An 18,882-nucleotide genomic window follows, 5' to 3' on the forward strand; every position below is an offset into this window, starting at 1 on the left:
TATGTTTACAAGGACCGGGGAAGAATGCCGTTCCCGCCATCGTTCTATGATGGTGTTTTCCAAGCGGGCCTACGCGCCCTCAAGTCCACCAGCGCAGAGGGGGAAGGGTGATGGGGGACGCACTGCTTACATTTAAGTATCCAAAGGCCGCAAAAAACCATGCTTGCCAAGTATGCGGTTGCCGTATTGATAAAGGCCAAGTTCACCATTTTCAAAGCGGCGTTTACGATGGTTCGTGGCAGTCTTGGCGCGCTCACGCTGATTGCGCCGAAATGCATTGGCATCACAATGACGGGCGCGGGTCTGATGACCAGTGTGACGATTACTACCTTGATGAATACCGTGGCTTCTGGCCTCACGCTGTGTGTCGGATTGAGTTGTCAATTCATCGCAGTGAAGAACGGTTCAAATCCCAACGACGCGCAAATGGACACCCCCAATGACCGATCTGATTAAAGCAGCGGATGCGCTGGCGGAGGCTGTCAACGAGCAGCTTTCCTACATGGACCTATGCGGCGACAAGGGCGATCTGGAACGCAACATGCGTAACGCCCTCACCGCCTACCGCCAAGCCCGTGAAAGCGCGGATGGGGTGAAGGTCAAGCCGTTGGATATGCCAGAGCGCCGCAATGGTTACTGGGGTAACAAGGATGGCTACCAAGTCGCTCACACCAGAGACGATCTTTTCCGCGTGAGGTTTCACGGCAAGGTTATCTGTCGAGACATTCGCGGATTTGATCGCGCCGTTGAATGGGCCAACAAGCACAACGAAGCCCGCATCAAAGCAGCATTGGACCCCCAATGACTGACCCGGCCCCCAACCACAAGCGCAGGGCGATCCGGGTCCAGATCCTGAACGCCAAGGGTCAAAAGGTTCTGAACGGCACCCTATGGGACGAAACTGACGCGACACGGACCATGACCGGGCTGATGGCGGCTGGATCGATCGCACGGGCCCGCGGATCAAACGGCAAGCGCTGGCTGTACTACCTCGCAGGCGAGAAAATCAGCACCGTGAAGCCGACCAAAGAAATGACAGAGGCATTCCGCATTGCAGGGTGCTTCACGCCGAAGGGAGGATAACTGATGGAACAAGCTCGCCCTCTTTCTGCGGATATGCTTGCTGAGCGCTGGGGCTGCTCGGCGGAAAGCGTCCGCCAACTTGCCCGCGAGGGCGCCATTCGTCATTTTCGTGTCGGGAAGATGTATCGCTTCCCTAAATCTGCAGTTGAGGAATTCGAATGCCAAACATCAACATCGGACGCCTCCGAGGCGGCCTCTGCGTCTATTGGGACGACCCCGAAACCGGAAAACGTAAGCGGTATCAGCTTACGTCACGCTCCAGAAAGGACGCGGAAGCCGAGGCAATAGAGGTGTTCCGGCGAGAGACCTACAAGTCCTCGCCTCGCGGCGCCACCATCCAGCAGATCTGGGACGCCTACGTGGCCGATCTGGGTGACAAACCCACGGCAAAAACAATGAGTTTTACCGGCAAAGCGATCCTGCCGCATTTCGGCGCATTTCTACCGGAGGACATTGATAAGCCGCTATGCCAGGCATACCAGCGGGACCGCCGTGAGGCCGGGAAAAAGCAAGGAACCATCTGGACCGAGCTGGGCCACCTTCAGAGCGCGCTGAATTTCGGCAAGAAAGCCCGGATGATCGAGGGTGCCACGCCGCACATATGGCGGCCCACCAAGCCTGAAAGTGACAAGCGCATCCTGAGCGCCAAAGAGATTCGCGCACTTATCAGTGCTGCCCATGACCCGCATATTCGCCTCGCGCTGATTTTGCTTCTGGGCACTGCGGCGCGCGTCGGGGCGATCCTTGACCTCACTTGGGACCGGATCGACCTGGATCGCGGTGTCATCAATCTCCGCAAAGACGACAGCGCCACCAGAAAAGGCCGCGCCGTTGTCCCAATGAACGCCAGCGCCCGCGCAGCCCTGCAGACTGCGAGCGATGCCGCGTTGAGCGACTATGTGATTGAGTATGCTGGCGGCCCAGTGAAGAGCATCCGCAAAGGCGTCTCCAACGCGATTGAGCGCGCGGGCATCGGCCATGTCACCATTCATGAGCTGCGCCATACCGCAGCCGTCCACTTGCTTGGCGCGGGCATCCCGATTGAGAAGGTTTCCCAGTACCTGGGCCACAGCAACGTGCAGATCACCTTTAAAACCTACGCCCGTTTCCTTCCGGATCAGATGCAGGATGCCGCCGAGGTCTTGGATTTCATGAACTTCAGAAAGGCAAACTAGGTTCATGGAACCGCTGCGCGCTTCGCAAACAGAACGTTGGCAGAGCAAATTACGAGCAATATCAAGGGGATTGATGGTGGGTCGTGAGAGGCTCGAACTCCCGACATCTTCGGTGTAAACGAAGCGCTCTACCAACTGAGCTAACGACCCGGTGAGCGCGGATTTAGAGAAACCCCGCGCTGGACGCAAGAGGTAAATCGCAGAAATCTGCGAAAAAAGTCCTCGCCTCAGCGCAGCACCTGTTCACCGCCCTGCGACAACTCATAAATACAGCCCTGTTCATTGGGCAGCGCCGCCATCTCGGCGCGCGACAGCCCGCAGATCAGCCCGCGTAGCACCTGCCCCCACAGCCCATGCGCCACCACCACAGTCGGCTCGTTCAACCCGTTCAGAAACTCGGCAATGCGGGCCTGAAACGCCGCAAACCCCTCGCCCTGCGGTGCCGCGCAGAACAGATCTAAATTCAACGGATTGGCAGAATAAATTTCAGGATATTGCGCTGCCACCTCCTCGCGAGTCATGCCCTGAAACACGCCGGCCTGCGCCTCGGCAAGCCGCGCATCGGTGGTATAGGGCTGCCCGCCGAGCGCAATCTGCGCGGTCTGCTGTGCCCGCCCCAGCGGCGAGACAAAACAGGCCGGTCCCTGCGCCAGAATCGGCGCCATCAGACTGGCTTGCTGTTGGGCGTGTTCAATCCCCAGCGGGCTGAGTTTTGATTCCAGCTGGCCTTGAATGCGCCCTTCGGCATTCCATTCCGTCTGCCCATGCCGCAGAAACCAGATTTTCGGATATGCCATGCCTGCCCTCTTTGCTGCTTCGCTCTTCGGCGTTGCCGCAACATCTAGACAGGTTTTCCGAGGCAGGGAAGAGCACGCGCAATAAAGCACAGCCACGTCTGCAGACACATTAAACCGTCAGAATGAGAGGGAATGGTGGGTGATAAGAGATTTGAACTCCTGACATCTTCGATGTGAACGAAGCGCTCTACCACTGAGCTAATCACCCTTGTCGGCGGTCATACCGCCCGATGCGCGCCACTGCAAGAGGGCCGGATCGAAAAAACCAACGGCGCCATCATTTTTGCCCTGTCCATGATATCGCCAGACCAACGCCGCTGCCCAAACCGCTAATCCAGCGGCAGCACATTGCGACAGATCATCGTGCGCAGGGTAAAGCTGGAGCGGGTGTTGCGGATCCCCGGCACCCGCATCAACCGATGCTCGAGAAAGCGGTCAAAATCTGTCAGATCCTGCGCCACCACGCGCAGCAGAATATCCCGGCTCCCAGTCATCAGATAGCACTCCATCACCTGATCAAAGCGCCGCACTGCCGCCTCAAAGGCCTGCAGCCCCTCGGTGGACTGGCGCTCCAGCTCTACGGCGACGAAGATGGTGACCGGCAACCCAACCTCCGCCTGGTTCACTCGCGCTGAGTAGCCCGATATCACCCCGCTCTCTTCAAGGTTGGCAACCCGGCGGGCACAGGGCGTTGCGGAAAGACCGACCTTCTCCGCCAGTTCGGCAATCTTGATCCGCCCATTTTCCTGCAAAGCGGCCAGTATCTTTCGGTCTATGTTATCCACGTCTTTCCCCTCATTCCCCGGCCCATTTTAGCGATAATCTCTAAAATTCGCAATCCAGACGTCAAAATTTGGAGGAAACCAGCGGTTCCCCAGCTGTATTCTTTAGCGAAATGGAGGAGCAATCCAAAAATGACAGCCACAATCACTCCCGTCGCCACCTCGACACATGAAGAAATCTACCGGGTCGAGGACGCCTCGGTTGGCCTTACCGGCTTTATCGCCGTGCATTCTACGTTGCTCGGTCCTGCGGCGGGCGGGCTGCGGATGCGCCCCTATGCCGACGTCGAAGACGCGCTGTCCGATGTCAAACGCCTCAGCGAAGGCATGACCTATAAGAACGCAGCGGCCGGCCTCGCGCTTGGCGGTGGCAAGGCTGTGATCATTGGCGACCCTGCGACCCAGAAAACGCCCGAGCTGCTGCGCGCCTTTGCCCGCGCCATCGACAGTTTGGATGGCCGCTACATCACCGCCGAAGATATGGGCATGAGCCCCGCTGACATGGCGATCCTTGCCGAGGAAACCACCTCCGTCGCCGGGCTGGCCGATGGTGAATATGCCTCAGGTGATCCCTCCCCCATTACCGCGCGCGGCATCTTCAACGCGATCCGCACCGCATGGGAGCATAAGACGGGGCAGATCGACCTCACCGATCGGGTTGTCTCCGTTCAGGGGCTGGGTCACGTGGGCTGGTATCTCTGCGACTTCCTCAACAAGGCCGGCGCCAAGCTGATCGTCACCGATGTGAACGAAGCACAGGTCACCCGCGCGGTCGAGGCCTTCGGTGCAACAGCCGTCGCGCCGGATGAGATTTACGCCGTTGAGGCAGATATCTTTGCCCCCTGCGCGATTGGTGGCATCCTCAACAGCAACACCATCCCGCAGCTCAAGGTGGCTCTGGTGGCCGGTGGCGCCAATAACCAGCTTGCCTCCTCCGAGGACGCAACCGCCCTGCATCAGCGCGGCATTCTCTACGCCCCCGATTTTGTGGCCAATGGCGGCGGCATCATCAATGTGGCAACAGAGATTCTGAAGATCCGCAACCGCAACAGCTTTGTAGCGGACCGGTTGGAGGCACTTGAACTGACCATGAAGGCGATCTTGACGCAGGCCGCCGCCGATGCCACCAGCCCCGACGCTGTGGCGATTGCTACTGTTCATGCAAAAATGGCACCAAAAGCCGCCTGACCCGGCTGATCTACATTCGACGCGCCCCTCCAGCAGGGGCTGATGTTCAATTCCGCCATCAAAGAGCGGACGTCAGATGGAAGACCCCGACCTAATCGGGGAGCCCAAGACCAAACAGAGTGGGCGTCCGGTTTGGGCGTCCACTTTTTTTTGGACCGCGGGCCACTGGTGAAAAGAGACGTTGAACCAAAGCGCCATTCAGACGTTTTATGACCACATTACAGAGAACACCCCGAGGAGAACCGTATGCCCCTGTTTCACCCCGACAACCGCAATCGCAGTGATCGGCACAAAAAGATCTACGCCTATTGCGAAATTGCCTACACCATTGTCGATGTCTCAGCCGCAGTACTTTTTGTGGTGGGCAGTGTGCTGTTTTTTAAGGAAGCCACGACCTATACCGGCACCTGGCTGTTCCTAATCGGATCGATCCTCTTCGGACTGCGCCCGACCATCAAACTCTACCGCGAATATGCCTATCTGCGGCTGGGCGACTATGAAGATGTCACGCAGCAGTAACATGGCTACCACCTGGGCCCACCCACAGCTTACCCGAGGCGGAAGAGCCGACGATCAGAGGTATGGCTCAGCCCACTCAAATCCCGTTCCACACTCGCCACAGATTGGATGGCTGCGGAGACACCCGCCAGGAGGCGTTCCGAACTAACGTCGGCTAGGCGGGCGCTGGACGAAACCTTTCTCGTGGTAGTGTTGTGGCGTGTGCTGCGCGCTGATGTGAGTGGCGTGGATTTTGCGAGATGATACATCTGTCCGACGTTTGCGAGTTGCTCAATCCAATGGCAAGGGGGCTGATGACCATTCAATATGTTCCCAAGCGGCGCCAATATGTTTCTTGAAGATATGCGGATCAAGGATCTGCAGCCGCAGACCCAGACCCAGACCCAGACAATCTACCTGCGTGCGATGCATGATTTCACCCGATTTGCGAGGCCTGCGCTGGGAAGCGCGACACCGCAGGAACTGCGCAAGGTCCAGCTGGCAATGAAAGAGCGCGGTGTTGCACCTGAACCTGCCTCAGTTGAAGGTGATCTTCACTGCCCGGCAGTGTAGCGCGCAGCAATGTCACGAGAAAACAGTTGGGAACTGCCGGAGCACTGCTTTGGATGGCCCTGTTGCCGCCTACACCAAATGCGGTCACCAGCCCATCGCCCATAACTCTTGCCGCAACCGGCCTCGCAGCGACAAGGCACCGAACCAGTCAGGGCGGCCCCTCCTCAAATCAAGCGACATCAGGCCTGTAGCCCCACGACGGGCAACCATCCAATCCAGCCGTGTCGGGAATTTAAGCTTGCATAGACTGCTCGTCGTCACACGACCGTCTGCTCTCAACCTTCGACACCGCGGCTGCAACCCACAACCCCATAGACCCAAAACAGCCCGCGCTTTCTTACGTGTCCGATTGGTCGCTGCTGCTGCTCAGGCTGAACAGCAGTCACAAACCTAAGACGGAGCTGTCATCGGGCGCCGACCGGTTTGGTGCCTAACTGGTCGGCAGGAGCCGTGCCCGTCTTGTGAGCTTGCTCCACTCTCCCGGTGAAATCCCGAAGTTTGCCTTGAACTGGCGAGTCATATGAGCCTGATCGCTAAATCCCGTCGTGATCGCTACGTCGGCTAATGTTCCACCGCTTGCGATTTCAGCCTTCGCACGATCCAGCCTACGCATTGTCTGATACCGGTACGGGCTTGTACCAAAGGCTTTTCTGAAGTGCCTAGAAAGAGCGAAACGGCCTTGACCGGTTACAGTTTCCAGTTCGTCCGACGAGATGATCCTGCAGGCATTGGCATCCATAAATTCACGGGCACACTGAGCAGCTTCAAAGTCAGTCAGGGGGGCTGACGCCCGCTGAGCCGACGGATCATTTGCCACGAGCCCATCCGCCAGGAGCGCCGATATCTCGTCAAGTGCTACTGGCTCCAAGACGTTTTCCATATCAGAGAACGCTGAATGGATTGCGCGCACAAGCACAGGGTCAGTCAGAACCGCTTCGCGCAGAAACGGCAGCGCCGCACCCGCAACTCCAAGTGCTTGGCGAATCAGAGACGGTTCAACATACAGCATCCTGTAGTGAAACCCCGCTTCGGTGCCTGCCTCCCCGGTATGGATTTCATCGGGATGCAAGACGATCACCTGCCCAGGCAAGCTGTCCGACCGCGCCCCACGATAATCGAACCTCTGCACGCCTCGGATCGTATACCCGATGGAATAGGTGTCATGGCGATGGGGCGCATACGCGTCGCCGGAGAAATAGGCTTCAATCCGCTGAACACCTGCCTGCCATGGCGCAGTGCAGACCCAATCCTGCGCGCACGATCGTTCAAGACCGGGCGTCACATCATGTGATCTATCTCCAGGGGATGTCTGCGCGCGGTGAATATCGGACCTCCTGAATGCCGTTGGCAGCACACTACACTGAACAGGAAAGGAATTCACAATGAAAGCGATCAACCTTGCAGAGAAGCTGAGTAGGTTTTCCACCCATTGGGACCCACATGTCATCGCTGATTACAATGACAATGAGATCATGGTCGTGAAGCTTCTTGGCGAGTATGAATTTCACAAACACGCCACGACGGACGACTTCTTTTATGTACTGGAGGGCGAGCTACAGATGGACATCAAAGGGGAACCAACGCGGACAATTTCGGCGGGTGAACTTTTTATCGTACCCAAAGGCGTCGTCCATCGTCCCCGTGCAGCAAGCGAGGTCAAGGTGCTGTTGATCGAACCAAAGGGAGAACCAAATTCCGGCGATGCGAACCGAGAAGCTGCGCCGAAGACTCGTATATGATACACTCGTCATATGGATAAGACACCAAACGCAATCGGCTTCATGGGCGGCTGTCTCTGTGGCAAGGTTCGCTACAGTTCTGCTTCCAATCCCCTGGCCACTGTTCAGTGCTACTGTTCAGATTGCCGAAGGATCGGAGGGACCGGGCACGCGACACATACAGTCATTCCCTTCGACGCGTTTTTGTTGGAAGGCGCCGTAGCCGAATACACTAAATTGGCAGATAGCGGAAACCGGATCACCCGACGCTTCTGCCCTGTATGCGGGAGCGCGATCTACCATACGCGCGATGGTCTAGAGGGGCTGGTTGTGCTTCGTACGTCCTCACTGGACGATCCGGAGTTGGCGCCGCCAGATCGCGCCATCTACGTCGACAGCGCCCTCTCTTGGGACTACGTTGACCCTGATCTCCCCGCGTCGCCCAAGATGACGCCCAACCGATAGTTGCCGCTAATTTGACATTCATCGGCTCGCGCTCTGAGCGGCCATCAGGGCAGTGCCGATCCAACATGCACCAGCCTGAGACATGTATATAAACGATAACCGGGCGACCCCAGCAGGGCCGCCCGTTTGTGATTGTCGAGTACAGACCAATGTCAGACCATACGGGCAGCGCCCGCAGCGCCGATCAATGGGCCGTGGCTCCCGCCGTGTCGTCGGGCGCGCCCAAGGCGGCCTTGGCGGCGGCGGCGGCTTCCTCTGCCGCCTCATCCCACTCCACCGGCTCCGGCGTGGCGGTCAGCGCGTGTTTCAGCACCTCGGAGACGTGGCTGACGGGAATAATGGTGAGCCCCTCTTTCACGTTGTCCGGGATATCCGGCAGGTCTTTCTCATTCTCCTGCGGGATCAACACCGTCTTGATACCACCGCGCAGGGCCGCCAGCAGTTTCTCCTTCAGGCCGCCAATGGCTGTCGCGTTGCCGCGCAGCGTCACTTCGCCAGTCATGGCGATGTCCTTGCGCACCGGAATGCCGGTCAGCACCGACACAATTGCCGTCACCATGGCCAGACCGGCGCTTGGCCCATCCTTTGGCGTGGCGCCGTCCGGCACGTGCACGTGGATGTCGATCTTGTCGAACTTCGGTGGTTTCACCCCCAGTTGAGGTGAGATCGACCGCACATAGCTGGATGCCGCCTCGATCGACTCCTTCATCACATCGCCCAGCTTACCGGTGGTCTTCATCCGACCTTTGCCCGGCAGGCGCAGGGCCTCGATGCTCAGCAGTTCACCGCCGACCGATGTATAGGCCAGACCGGTCACGACACCGACTTGATCCTCTTTCTCGGCGAGCCCGTAGCGAAACTTCGCAACACCAAGGAAATCATCCAGATTATCGCCTGTGACAGATACGGTCTCCGCCTCTTTCTTCACGATCTTGGTCAGCGATTTCCGCGCCACTTTGGCGATTTCACGCTCCAGGTTCCGCACGCCCGCCTCACGGGTATAGGTGCGGATGATCTCGGTCAGCGCCTCATCGGTCAGCTCGAACTCCTTGGCTTTCAGGCCATGGTTCTTCACCTGCTTTGAAATCAGGTGCTGCTTTGCGATCTCGCGCTTCTCGTCCTCGGTATAACCCGACAGCGGAATGATCTCCATTCGGTCCAGAAGCGGCCCCGGCATGTTGTAGCTGTTCGAGGTGGTCAGGAACATCACATTCGACAGGTCATATTCCACTTCAAGGTAGTGGTCCATGAAGGTCGCATTCTGTTCTGGGTCCAGCACCTCCAGCATCGCCGATGCCGGATCGCCACGGAAATCCTGCCCCATCTTGTCGATTTCATCGAGCAGGATCAGCGGGTTGGTGGTTTTCGCCTTCTTCAGCGCCTGAATGATCTTACCGGGCATGGAGCCGATGTAGGTCCGGCGGTGGCCGCGGATCTCGCTCTCATCGCGCACACCCCCAAGGGAGATGCGGATAAACTCACGACCGGTTGCCTTGGCGACGGATTTACCAAGCGAGGTCTTACCAACACCCGGAGGGCCAACGAGGCACAGGATCGGGCCTTTCAGCTTGGCCGAGCGCTGCTGCACCGCGAGATATTCGACAATGCGCTCCTTGACCTTCTCGAGACCGTAGTGATCGGCGTCCAGAATGTCCTGGGCCCGGCTCAGGTCTTTCTTGACGCGCGATTTGGTGCCCCAGGGCAGCGCCAGAATCCAGTCGAGGTAGTTGCGCACAACTGTGGCCTCGGCCGACATCGGCGACATGTTTTTGAGCTTCTTCAGCTCACCTTCGGCCTTTTCGCGCGCCTCTTTGGAGAGTTTGGTTTCAGCGATCTTCGCTTCCAGCTCGGCGACCTCGTTAGAGCCGTCCTCACTGTCGCCCAACTCCTTCTGAATGGCCTTCATCTGCTCATTCAGGTAATATTCGCGCTGGGTCTTTTCCATCTGCGTCTTGACGCGGGTCTTGATCTTCTTCTCGACCTGCAACACCGACAGCTCACCCTGCATCAGGCCATAGACCTTTTCAAGGCGTTGGCTGACCGACAGAGTCTCCAGCAGGTCCTGCTTATTGTCGACCTCAATACCCAGATGACCGGCGACCAGATCGGCCAGCTTGGCCGGTTCCGTGGTCTCGCCAACGGCGCTCAGCGCCTCTTCCGGGATGTTCTTGCGGACCTTCGCATAGCGCTCGAACTCATCGCCGACAGTGCGCAGCAGTGCCTCAACGGTGGTCACATCGCCGGGCATCTCGGTCAGATACTCTGCGCGCGCCTCAAAGAAATTGTCGTTTTCCAGATATTCGGTGATCTTCACCCGCGCGTGGCCTTCGACCAGCACCTTCACAGTGCCGTCGGGCAGCTTCAGCAACTGCAGCACATTGGCCAGCACGCCAACATTGTAGATACCGTCGGATTGTGGATCATCCTCTGCCGGGTCAATCTGACTGGACAGCAGGATCTGCTTGTCGTCAGTCATCACCTCTTCCAGGGCACGCACCGATTTGTCCCGCCCGACAAACAGCGGCACGATCATATGCGGGAACACAACGATGTCGCGCAGCGGCAGGACGGGGTAGGATGAATTGAGTGGCTCTTGCATACTCGGTCCTTCGATTTGGCAAGACGCCCCCGCCCCGATCAACCGGCAGCTTTGGTGCGTCTCCTCATTGGCTTTTTTATCTGGTGCAGCAGGAGAAGGATTTCAACCGCCGTGCCTCAATGTTTGGGATCACATTGCCCGCAGCGCGTCCGGACCACAAGGGCGCAAATGGGCACAAGGATACCAAATGATGAAAGGCGACCCCGCGAGGCCGCCCATTCACAAAGTCTGTTAACAGATCTGCCCTAAATGCCATCGGTCAAGGGACATCCACACCACGTTCCGCTGCAGTGCTAGTCGATGGCCGTGACACTCAGATGGCCCAGACTACCGCCGCGCGCCACCTGATCCGAGCGGTCATCCATCAGCGCAAAAATCGCCACCCCCGTGGCCAGTAAAATCATCAGCGAGCAATGCGCCAGTCCAGTCGAAGCGGTGTCATTCATCGGATCTCTCCACTTGGGTCGTTATATGCCTGCCTCGCAGTTCACTGCTGATTTGTGGCGCAAAGGTGTTCAGGGCGGGCCCCGCCGATGAACATTCGCTCAAGTTTTCGACAACACGGACACAACACAGAGGGAACACAAGCAAACTCCGACACGCGCCCCTCCACCTCAAATCACAACCGCTCGATATCGCCTTGCGCGCGGGTGTCGTGAAAATCCTTCTGCCAGGCCTCAAACGTCCCCGCTGCGATCGCGTCGCGCATACCGCCCATGATCTCCTGGAAGTAATGCAGGTTGTGCCAGGTCAGCAGCATGCCGGAGATCATCTCGTTGGAGCGGAACACATGGTGCAGATAGGCGCGGGAATAGTTGCTGCACGCTGGGCAGGTGCAATTCTCATCCAAGGGGCGCGGGTCATCCTGATGGCGGGCGTTTTTGATATTCACCACACCGTAGCGGGTGAACGCCTGCCCCGTCCGACCAGAGCGCGACGGCAACACGCAGTCCATCATGTCGATGCCACGGGCCACCGCGCCAACGATATCATCGGGCTTGCCCACGCCCATCAGGTAGCGCGGCTTATCCTCGGGAAGGAAACCGGGGGCATAATCAAGGCAATCAAACATCGCCTCCTGCCCCTCACCGACCGCAAGGCCGCCCACCGCATAGCCCTCGAACCCGATCTTGGTCAGCGCCTCGGCGCTTTCTTCGCGCAGATCCTGCTCAAGCCCGCCCTGCATAATGCCAAACAGCGCATGACCGGGCCGGTCGCCAAAGGCCTCGCGGCTGCGCTCGGCCCAGCGCATCGACAGGCGCATCGATTCAGCAATCCGGTCGCGGTCCGCAGGCAGCGCCGGGCATTCGTCAAAACACATCACAATGTCAGATCCCAGCAGCTTCTGGATCTCCATCGACCGCTCTGGCGTCAGCTCGTGTTTGGAGCCATCCACATGGCTTTTGAAGGTCACGCCCTTCTCGGTCAGCTTGCGCAGACCTGCCAGCGACATCACCTGAAACCCGCCACTGTCCGTCAGGATCGGTCGCTCCCAATTCATGAACTTGTGCAACCCGCCCAAACGGTCGATCCGCTCAGCCGTCGGGCGCAGCATCAGATGATAGGTGTTGCCCAAGAGGATATCCGCCCCGGTCGCACGCACGCTCTCCGGCATCATCGCCTTTACGGTTGCGGCCGTGCCAACCGGCATGAAGGCAGGCGTGCGGATCTCCCCGCGCGGTGTATTGATCACCCCGGTGCGGGCCTTGCCATCGGTGGCTTTCAGGTCGAATGAGATTTTCGGCGCCATGATATCTTCCTCGGGGCTGTTTTATGCGGGGGCCCGCCGCAGCAGGTCCATGTCCGACGGGATCACCTGACCCCGGTCTCCCTGCCGTCCGCAACCGGATCAACAGAACCTGCCGCATGTGCCCGATCCCGCCCCGGTTTTCAACCCTGTATGGCCGCAGGCCAACCAAAGACCAAAGCGCCCCAACTCAGCCTCAGCGCCTCATAATGCGTCCGGTCCTGACAGGTTCCCCGTCTCTCTTCCCTTGCCTGCCAGCCCCGCAAACGCCATAGAAGACAGGACTGGCGGCGGCCTCGACCTTGAAACCCGCGATGGCAGCCCTCAAATGAATACCATAGTATACAAATGATATTGTGAGGCAAAATGACCGAAGAACTCCTGCTCAGCCTTCTGACGCAGAACATCATCTACATTCTTGGCGCGATTTTCCTGATCATCCTGATCTTCAAGGGCATCCGTATCGTGCCGCAGTCCGAGAAATATGTGGTCGAACGCTTTGGCCGCCTGCATGCGGTGCTTGGGCCGGGGATCAATTTCATCGTGCCGCTTCTGGATTCCGTGGCCCATAAGGTCTCCATTCTGGAACGTCAGCTGCCCAATGCCAGCCAGGACGCCATCACCAAGGACAACGTGCTGGTGCAGATCGACACCTCCGTATTTTATCGCATCCTTGAGCCGGAGAAGACCGTCTACCGGATCCGGGACGTGGACGGCGCCATTGCCACCACCGTGGCCGGCATCGTGCGGGCCGAGATCGGCAAGATGGATCTGGATGAGGTGCAGTCCAACCGATCCCAGCTGATCGGTCAGATCCAGAACAGCGTCGAAAGCGCCGTGGATGATTGGGGCATTGAGGTGACGCGCGCCGAGATCCTCGACGTGAACCTCGATCAGGCGACCCGCGATGCCATGTTGCAGCAGCTCAATGCCGAACGCGCCCGCCGCGCCCAGGTGACCGAGGCCGAGGGTCAGAAACGCTCTGTTGAGCTGGCCGCTGACGCCGAACTCTACGCCGCCGAACAAACCGCCAAGGCGCGCCGCATTCAGGCCGACGCAGAAGCCTACGCCACCGAGGTCGTCGCCAAGGCGATCGCCGAAAACGGGCTGGAGGCCGCGCAGTATCAGGTTGCTCTGAAACAGGTGGAGGCGCTCAACACCCTTGGGTCCGGCGACGGCAAACAGACCATATTGGTCCCTGCCAACGCGCTTGAGGCCTTTGGCAATGCCTTCAACATGCTGAAAGGTGTCGGCAAATGACCGCCCTGCTCTCGGTCTGGTGGGTCTGGATCGCGATCGCGATCGGCCTCGCCATTGTCGAGATCCTGGCGCCGGGGTTCATGTTCCTCGGCTTTGCCCTCGGCGCTGTGGTGGTTGGGGTGCTCCTCGCCTTTGCGCCAGCAGGCAGCATTACCCTGCCCGTGCTCCTGTTGATTTACGCCACCCTCTCCCTGATCGCCTGGCTGGTCCTTCGCCACTTCTTCAAGGGACCAAAAGGCCAGGTGAAACACTTCGACCGCGATATCAACGACTGAGCAAATCCCCGCCCGATAGACGTCGGGCGGGGGTGTCGACTTGGGTGGTCAGATCCTTTGCGTTTTTGAACACACAACAGACAGGCACCTCGCTAGTGCAGCGGCACCCCGGCGGGCGCAGCCAGATGGTTGTCCACCTCCTCCTCCGGGTCGGTCACCGGATCCAACACCAGCACCAGACGGGTTTCACCGCTGCCTTCAATCGGCGGAGACCGGTGCAGAAGCCCAGACGCCGGTTGCGCAGGCCAGCGGGTGCCGCGCAGCAGCAGGGGGGATCCGGTCGCAACCGTCTGAACATGGGCCGGGGCCTCGCCCTGGTGAGACACCCCCAGCTGGGTTCCGGTGCCCCGGTAGGTGCAGACCAATCGGGCCGCGATGGCATCGACATGGAACTTGCGGCAGGCGTTTGTGGTCACCACATCCAGCCGGAACCGCAGATATCTGGTATCCATCAACGATGAAAACGCGCCAGCCAGCCGTGTGACATCCGCCTGAAGCCAGTCCTGTTCCGGCCCCTGTGGCAGGCGGGACATGGCGCAGACCTCCGCAAAGACCCGCGCCACCATATCTGGCTGAACGATGACACGCCCGCGGGGCAGTCGATCCGGGTCAACCCGGTCAAGCCAATGCTGCACATTGGCGGGCGCCTCCCGCTGCCAGATCAGCGCGGCGCAATCCGGGTCCAGAAACCGCCGCAGCCCGGTGTCATCCCGTGTCAGATCGCAGTGCAGCGCTACGTCCGGGGCGCTCTTGCGAAGCGCCCTCACGCCGCAGCCTCCGGCTGCCGCCAGATGGGAAAAGGATCCGTATAGTCGGGCAGTTGATCGCGGCCTGTGGCCACCTCCGCGGGCACAAGGCATCCATCCAGCTGTGCCTTCAGCCCGGCCCAATCGATACCGGATCCGATGAACACCAACTCCTGACGGCGATCCCCCCAAGGCTCTTGCCAATGGGCTTTTATGTAGGCACGCCCCTGCTCATGGGTTGGGTGCCGCTCCACCGGGACCAAGGCCCACCAGGTGCCGAGCGGTTTGACACTGGACAAAGCCCCGGCCAGCGAAAACTCCGCCACCCAATCCGGCCGGGTGGAGATCCAGAAATGCCCCTTGGCCCGGATCACCCCCGGCAAATCCCCATTCAGCAGCGCTAATATCCGCTCCGGTACAAAGGGTTGCCGTGCCCGGTATACATATGACGCGACGCCATATTCCTCGCTCTCCGGTACGTGATCGGCAAACCCGTAAAGTTCCTTGGCCCACATCGGGTGTTCATGCGCCTGTTCAAAGTCGAACAAGCCGGTATCCAAAATTTTCTCTGCCGTGACATCACTATGATTGGCATCGATGATTTCGGCATCGGCATTCAGGCTGCGAATGATCTTGCGCGCTGCATCGGCCTCATCCGGGCCTGCGTCCGCCACCTTGTTCATGATCACCACATCGGCAAATTCGATCTGATCGGTCAGCAGATGCACCAGCGTGCGCTCATCTTCCTCGCCCAGCGTCTCTCCCCGATCCGCAAGGAAATCATGGGAGGAGAAGTTTCGGCGCAGGTTGACCGCATCCACCACCGTCACCATCGTATCAAGCCGCGCCACGTCCGAGAGGCTCTCGCCCGCCTCATCGCGAAACTCAAAGGTTGCGGCAACCGGCAGCGACTCGGAGATGCCGGTGGACTCGATCAACAGATAGTCAAACCGCCCCTCCGCCGCCAGACGCCGCACTTCCGCCAGCAGGTCATCACGCAGGGTGCAGCAGATACAGCCATTGGACATCTCCACCAGTGTTTCATCGGTGCGGCTCAGCTCTGTATGCGCGCGCACCAGATCCGCATCAATATTGATCTCCGACATATCATTCACGATTACGGCGACCCGGCGCCCGTCGCGATTGTTCAGAATACGATTGAGCAACGTCGTTTTTCCGGCTCCGAGAAACCCGGACAGAACCGTTACAGGAAGGCGATTATCTTTCATCGAAATAGATACCCAGTCTGATGCACAGCGCGACGGAGGAGAACGCCGCTGACACCGTCAGCAGGTCGATCCCTCGTGAGTCGCAAAACATGTTACGATATAACATTTCACTATCTTGCTGCAAGATCCCTCGCCACGCCTGCGACGCTTGATCACAAACCGCGTGCGATCCGCCACTGGACCCTCGCGCCCGGCTTCCCTATATAAACAGTCAGGAAACGAACCGAGGCCCTTAATGACCAACGCATCCGAACCATTGGAAGGCACACCGCTGATCGCCCCCTCCTCTGTCAGCCATGAGCTGTACGAGCCGGTGGTGGACGCGTGCCGGTCTGTTTATGACCCTGAAATCCCTGTGAATATCTATGAGCTGGGCCTGATCTACACCATCGACATCACGGCGGAAAATGATGTGAAGATCATCATGACGCTCACTGCCCCCGGCTGCCCGGTCGCCGGTGAGATGCCGGGCTGGATCGTCGATGCCGTCTCTCCCGTCCCCGGCGTCAAAAGCGTCGATGTCGAACTCACCTGGGAGCCACCCTGGGGCATGGACATGATGTCGGATGAGGCGCGGCTCGAACTGGGCTTCATGTAGCGGCATCTGCGGATGGCGGGGCCTGACCCTCGCCTGACCCGATCCTGTTCCACCAGAAAAAACGCGGCACGGCCCCTCGCCTGCCGCGTTTTTCGTGACCCGCTGCACAGTGCAGGCACAGGCACAGTCACCGGGCGCGCGCAGCCTAAACGGGACCGTACGCAGGCTGACGTCGCGCCCGGCCGTCTCAAACCGCGCGCCCCCTCTTGCCCCGGAGAGACAAGCCCCCGTAACATCCGAGATATAAACCGCTGCGGGGGATCCGCAGCCGCTCTTGGTGCGCCCCACGGAATACTGTCGCAACACACCCCAAGAGCGCCCCCAAATGATTTGGAGTTTCCCTATTGTCCCGCATTTCCCCCTTCTGCGCGCGTCTGATCTCCCTGGCTCTTGCCGCGTCCCTATGTGCCAGCGCCGCCGCCGCGGACACCTCGGCTGCGGACACCATCGCACTCAGCTACGGTCCGCGCCCGGCCTATCTGGTGGATGCCCTGCCCGACGGCGCGCTGAAGACAAAACTGCAATCCTGTGCCGGGCAGGCACCTCAGCGCAGCGATTTTTCCATCGCCCACCGGGGCGCGCCGCTGATGTTTCCCGAACATACGGCTGAGGGCAATCGAGCCGCCGCTACCATGGGCGCCGGGATGATGGAATGCGATGTGACCTTCACCAGCGATCTGGAGCTGGTCTGCCGCCACTCGCAGAACGATCTGCACACCACCACCGATATCCTCACCAGCGACCTAGCCGACCGCTGCACCCAGCCCTTTACACCGGCCACCGCCGATACCCCCGCAAACGCCGAATGCCGCACCAGCGATCTGACGCTGGCAGAGCTGATGACGTTGCACCCAAAAATGGACAGCCGTGACCCCACCGCCACCAGTGCCGCCGCCTTTCAGGGCGGCCTCGCCCCCTGGCGCAGCAGCCTGCATCAGGACGGCACAACGCTGCTCAGCCATGCCGACAGCATCGCGTTGTTCCGCAACCTCGGCGCAAAATTCACCCCCGAGTTGAAGGCCCCAACCGTCGCTATGCCCTTCAACGGGATGACGCAGGAGGCTTATGCGCAGAAACTGATCGACGCTTATGTCAGCGCCGGGATCCCCGCCAACGATGTCTGGGTACAAAGCTTCGACCTCAGCGATATCAAATACTGGCTCACCCAGACGCCCGAATTTGGCCGTCAGGCCGTCTACCTTGATGATCGCTTTGCCCGCCATGACGAGGATGAAGGCCAGGTCGATCCGATGGATCCCACGACCTTCCGCCCCTCCATGCAGGAGTTGAAGGAGATGGGACTCAACTATATCGCGCCGCCGATCTGGATGCTGCTGACACTGGAAGATGGCCGCATGGTCCCCTCTCCCTATGCCAAGGCCGCGCGTGCCGCCGATCTCAATATCATCACCTGGACCCTGGAACGCTCCGGCCCGCTGAAAAACGGCGGTGGCTGGTATTTCCAATCGGTCGCAGCTGCGGTGCAATCGGATGCCGCCACTTATCAGGTGCTTGACGTGCTGGCGCAGGATGTGGGGGTTGTCGGGGTGTTCTCCGACTGGCCCGCAACCGTGACCTATTACGCCAATTGCATGGGGCTGTGACCGCAGCCCCTTGAGCCTGCGCCGCGCCCCCCCTAGATTAAGGGGTAACGCGCGATAGTGGAGACAGACATGTTCGGCATTCCCGGCAAACAAGCGGTGACCATCACCGATAAGGCAGCGGCCCAGATTGCCAAGCTGATGGACGAGGGCGGCCATTCCGGCCTGCGCATCGGCGTGAAGAAGGGCGGCTGCGCCGGCATGGAATATACCATGGAATATGTCGATCAGCCCGATCCCAACGACGAAGTGGTTGAACAGGATGGTGCCCGGGTGCTGATCGCACCGATGGCGCAGATGTTCCTTTTCGGCACCGAGATCGATTATGAGGTCTCGCTGCTGGAGGCCGGGTTCAAGTTCAACAACCCCAATGTCTCCGAGGCCTGCGGCTGCGGAGAATCGATCAGCTTCAAGGATATGCCCGCAGGCTGATCCGCAACACAGCGCCCCGTCATCTCGCCGAGATTGCAACCAGTGGCGCAGACCACAGCAGAAAAGAGGCAGCCATCTGCCTCTTTTTTTGCGCCCGGTTATCGGCGCACTTCGGT

Annotated in this window: 23 protein-coding genes and 2 tRNA genes; 15 read left to right on the forward strand and 10 right to left on the reverse strand. The window is 59.4% G+C overall.

Going from position 1 to position 18,882, the window contains the following annotated elements; genetic code table 11:
- Positions 1-159: 159 nt before the first annotated feature.
- The 5 genes from OO25_RS09930 to OO25_RS09945 are packed head-to-tail and all read left to right on the forward strand — an operon-like array spanning position 160 to position 2,258.
- Positions 160-456, forward strand: a complete 297-nt coding sequence (locus tag OO25_RS09930) for a hypothetical protein (RefSeq protein WP_040179924.1) — start codon at positions 160-162, stop codon at positions 454-456.
- Positions 440-805 carry a hypothetical protein gene (locus OO25_RS09935; RefSeq protein WP_040179925.1) on the forward strand — a complete coding sequence of 122 codons (366 nt, stop codon included), beginning with the start codon at positions 440-442 and terminating at the stop codon, positions 803-805. Before OO25_RS09930 ends, OO25_RS09935 begins: the two co-directional genes overlap by 17 nt.
- Positions 802-1,083 (forward strand): hypothetical protein, encoded by a 282-nt coding sequence (locus OO25_RS09940; RefSeq protein WP_040179926.1) that lies wholly within the window; start codon positions 802-804, stop codon positions 1,081-1,083. The genes OO25_RS09935 and OO25_RS09940 overlap by 4 nt, the downstream gene beginning before the upstream one ends.
- 33 nt (positions 1,084-1,116) lie before the next feature.
- The gene (locus tag OO25_RS23440; protein WP_369808858.1) at positions 1,117-1,371 is read left to right on the forward strand and encodes a helix-turn-helix domain-containing protein; all 255 of its coding nucleotides are present in this window, start codon (positions 1,117-1,119) and stop codon (positions 1,369-1,371) included.
- On the forward strand, positions 1,257-2,258 hold the full coding sequence (locus OO25_RS09945) for a tyrosine-type recombinase/integrase (protein ID WP_369808859.1): 1,002 nt from the start codon (positions 1,257-1,259) through the stop codon (positions 2,256-2,258). The genes OO25_RS23440 and OO25_RS09945 overlap by 115 nt, the downstream gene beginning before the upstream one ends.
- Before the next feature lie 74 nt (positions 2,259-2,332).
- Here OO25_RS09945 and OO25_RS09950 read toward each other — a convergent pair.
- From OO25_RS09950 to OO25_RS09965, 4 genes are all read right to left on the reverse strand, one after another.
- Positions 2,333-2,408, reverse strand: a tRNA-Val gene (locus OO25_RS09950).
- 77 nt (positions 2,409-2,485) lie between these two features.
- Positions 2,486-3,055, reverse strand: coding sequence for a histidine phosphatase family protein (locus tag OO25_RS09955; protein ID WP_040170588.1), 570 nt, complete (start codon positions 3,053-3,055; stop codon positions 2,486-2,488).
- Positions 3,056-3,188: 133 nt separating this feature from the next.
- Positions 3,189-3,263 (reverse strand) — tRNA-Val (locus tag OO25_RS09960).
- Between the two features lie 121 nt (positions 3,264-3,384).
- Positions 3,385-3,840: an Lrp/AsnC family transcriptional regulator gene (locus tag OO25_RS09965; RefSeq protein ID WP_040170586.1), complete on the reverse strand. Its 456-nt coding sequence runs from the start codon at positions 3,838-3,840 to the stop codon at positions 3,385-3,387.
- A 129-nt stretch (positions 3,841-3,969) separates the two neighbouring features.
- On the opposite strand from OO25_RS09965, the gene OO25_RS09970 reads away from it, so the two are divergent.
- The 3 genes from OO25_RS09970 (at position 3,970) to OO25_RS09980 (ending at position 6,096) form a co-directional block, all read left to right on the forward strand.
- A complete protein-coding gene (locus OO25_RS09970; RefSeq protein ID WP_040170585.1) occupies positions 3,970-5,025 on the forward strand; it encodes a Glu/Leu/Phe/Val dehydrogenase dimerization domain-containing protein in 1,056 nt (351 codons plus the stop codon).
- Positions 5,026-5,271: 246 nt separating this feature from the next.
- Entirely contained in the window at positions 5,272-5,544 is a 273-nt protein-coding gene (locus OO25_RS09975) for a YrhK family protein (RefSeq protein WP_040170584.1), read from the forward strand.
- Positions 5,545-5,871: 327 nt separating this feature from the next.
- Positions 5,872-6,096 (forward strand): hypothetical protein, encoded by a 225-nt coding sequence (locus tag OO25_RS09980; protein ID WP_123580064.1) that lies wholly within the window; start codon positions 5,872-5,874, stop codon positions 6,094-6,096.
- 430 nt (positions 6,097-6,526) lie between these two features.
- Here the strand turns inward: OO25_RS09980 and OO25_RS09985 are convergent, their stop codons facing one another.
- Positions 6,527-7,378, reverse strand: coding sequence for an AraC family transcriptional regulator (locus tag OO25_RS09985; RefSeq protein WP_040179930.1), 852 nt, complete (start codon positions 7,376-7,378; stop codon positions 6,527-6,529).
- A 100-nt stretch (positions 7,379-7,478) separates the two neighbouring features.
- On the opposite strand from OO25_RS09985, the gene OO25_RS09990 reads away from it, so the two are divergent.
- Entirely contained in the window at positions 7,479-7,835 is a 357-nt protein-coding gene (locus OO25_RS09990) for a cupin domain-containing protein (protein ID WP_040179931.1), read from the forward strand.
- A 42-nt stretch (positions 7,836-7,877) separates the two neighbouring features.
- Positions 7,878-8,279 (forward strand): GFA family protein, encoded by a 402-nt coding sequence (locus tag OO25_RS22545; protein WP_082035042.1) that lies wholly within the window; start codon positions 7,878-7,880, stop codon positions 8,277-8,279.
- Positions 8,280-8,463: 184 nt separating this feature from the next.
- On the opposite strand, the gene lon is transcribed toward OO25_RS22545, so the two are convergent.
- The 3 genes from lon to tgt form a co-directional block, all read right to left on the reverse strand.
- Positions 8,464-10,878, reverse strand: a complete 2,415-nt coding sequence (gene lon / locus OO25_RS09995) for an endopeptidase La (protein WP_040179932.1) — start codon at positions 10,876-10,878, stop codon at positions 8,464-8,466.
- A 293-nt stretch (positions 10,879-11,171) separates the two neighbouring features.
- Entirely contained in the window at positions 11,172-11,324 is a 153-nt protein-coding gene (locus OO25_RS22955) for a hypothetical protein (protein ID WP_158524466.1), read from the reverse strand.
- Positions 11,325-11,497: 173 nt separating this feature from the next.
- Positions 11,498-12,628: a tRNA guanosine(34) transglycosylase Tgt gene (gene tgt, locus OO25_RS10005; RefSeq protein WP_040179934.1), complete on the reverse strand. Its 1,131-nt coding sequence runs from the start codon at positions 12,626-12,628 to the stop codon at positions 11,498-11,500.
- Between the two features lie 363 nt (positions 12,629-12,991).
- On the opposite strand from tgt, the gene OO25_RS10010 reads away from it, so the two are divergent.
- A complete protein-coding gene (locus OO25_RS10010; protein ID WP_040179935.1) occupies positions 12,992-13,885 on the forward strand; it encodes an SPFH domain-containing protein in 894 nt (297 codons plus the stop codon).
- Positions 13,882-14,160 carry an NfeD family protein gene (locus tag OO25_RS10015; protein ID WP_040170575.1) on the forward strand — a complete coding sequence of 93 codons (279 nt, stop codon included), beginning with the start codon at positions 13,882-13,884 and terminating at the stop codon, positions 14,158-14,160. The genes OO25_RS10010 and OO25_RS10015 overlap by 4 nt, the downstream gene beginning before the upstream one ends.
- Positions 14,161-14,252: 92 nt before the next feature.
- Here the strand turns inward: OO25_RS10015 and OO25_RS10020 are convergent, their stop codons facing one another.
- Entirely contained in the window at positions 14,253-14,927 is a 675-nt protein-coding gene (locus OO25_RS10020; protein WP_040179936.1) for a DUF1826 domain-containing protein, read from the reverse strand.
- Positions 14,924-16,135 carry a GTP-binding protein gene (locus OO25_RS10025; protein WP_040179938.1) on the reverse strand — a complete coding sequence of 404 codons (1,212 nt, stop codon included), beginning with the start codon at positions 16,133-16,135 and terminating at the stop codon, positions 14,924-14,926. The genes OO25_RS10020 and OO25_RS10025 overlap by 4 nt, the downstream gene beginning before the upstream one ends.
- Before the next feature lie 235 nt (positions 16,136-16,370).
- Between OO25_RS10025 and OO25_RS10030 the strand changes: the two genes are divergently transcribed.
- The 3 genes from OO25_RS10030 (at position 16,371) to OO25_RS10040 (ending at position 18,766) form a co-directional block, all read left to right on the forward strand.
- Positions 16,371-16,733, forward strand: coding sequence for an SUF system Fe-S cluster assembly protein (locus OO25_RS10030; protein ID WP_040170574.1), 363 nt, complete (start codon positions 16,371-16,373; stop codon positions 16,731-16,733).
- A 344-nt stretch (positions 16,734-17,077) separates the two neighbouring features.
- Entirely contained in the window at positions 17,078-18,337 is a 1,260-nt protein-coding gene (locus OO25_RS10035; RefSeq protein ID WP_082035323.1) for a glycerophosphodiester phosphodiesterase family protein, read from the forward strand.
- Positions 18,338-18,406: 69 nt separating this feature from the next.
- Entirely contained in the window at positions 18,407-18,766 is a 360-nt protein-coding gene (locus OO25_RS10040; protein ID WP_040179939.1) for an iron-sulfur cluster assembly accessory protein, read from the forward strand.
- Positions 18,767-18,882 lie beyond the last annotated feature (116 nt).

The organism is Phaeobacter sp. S60 (assembly GCF_000826845.1).
GTDB classification, from domain to species: domain Bacteria; phylum Pseudomonadota; class Alphaproteobacteria; order Rhodobacterales; family Rhodobacteraceae; genus Phaeobacter; species Phaeobacter piscinae.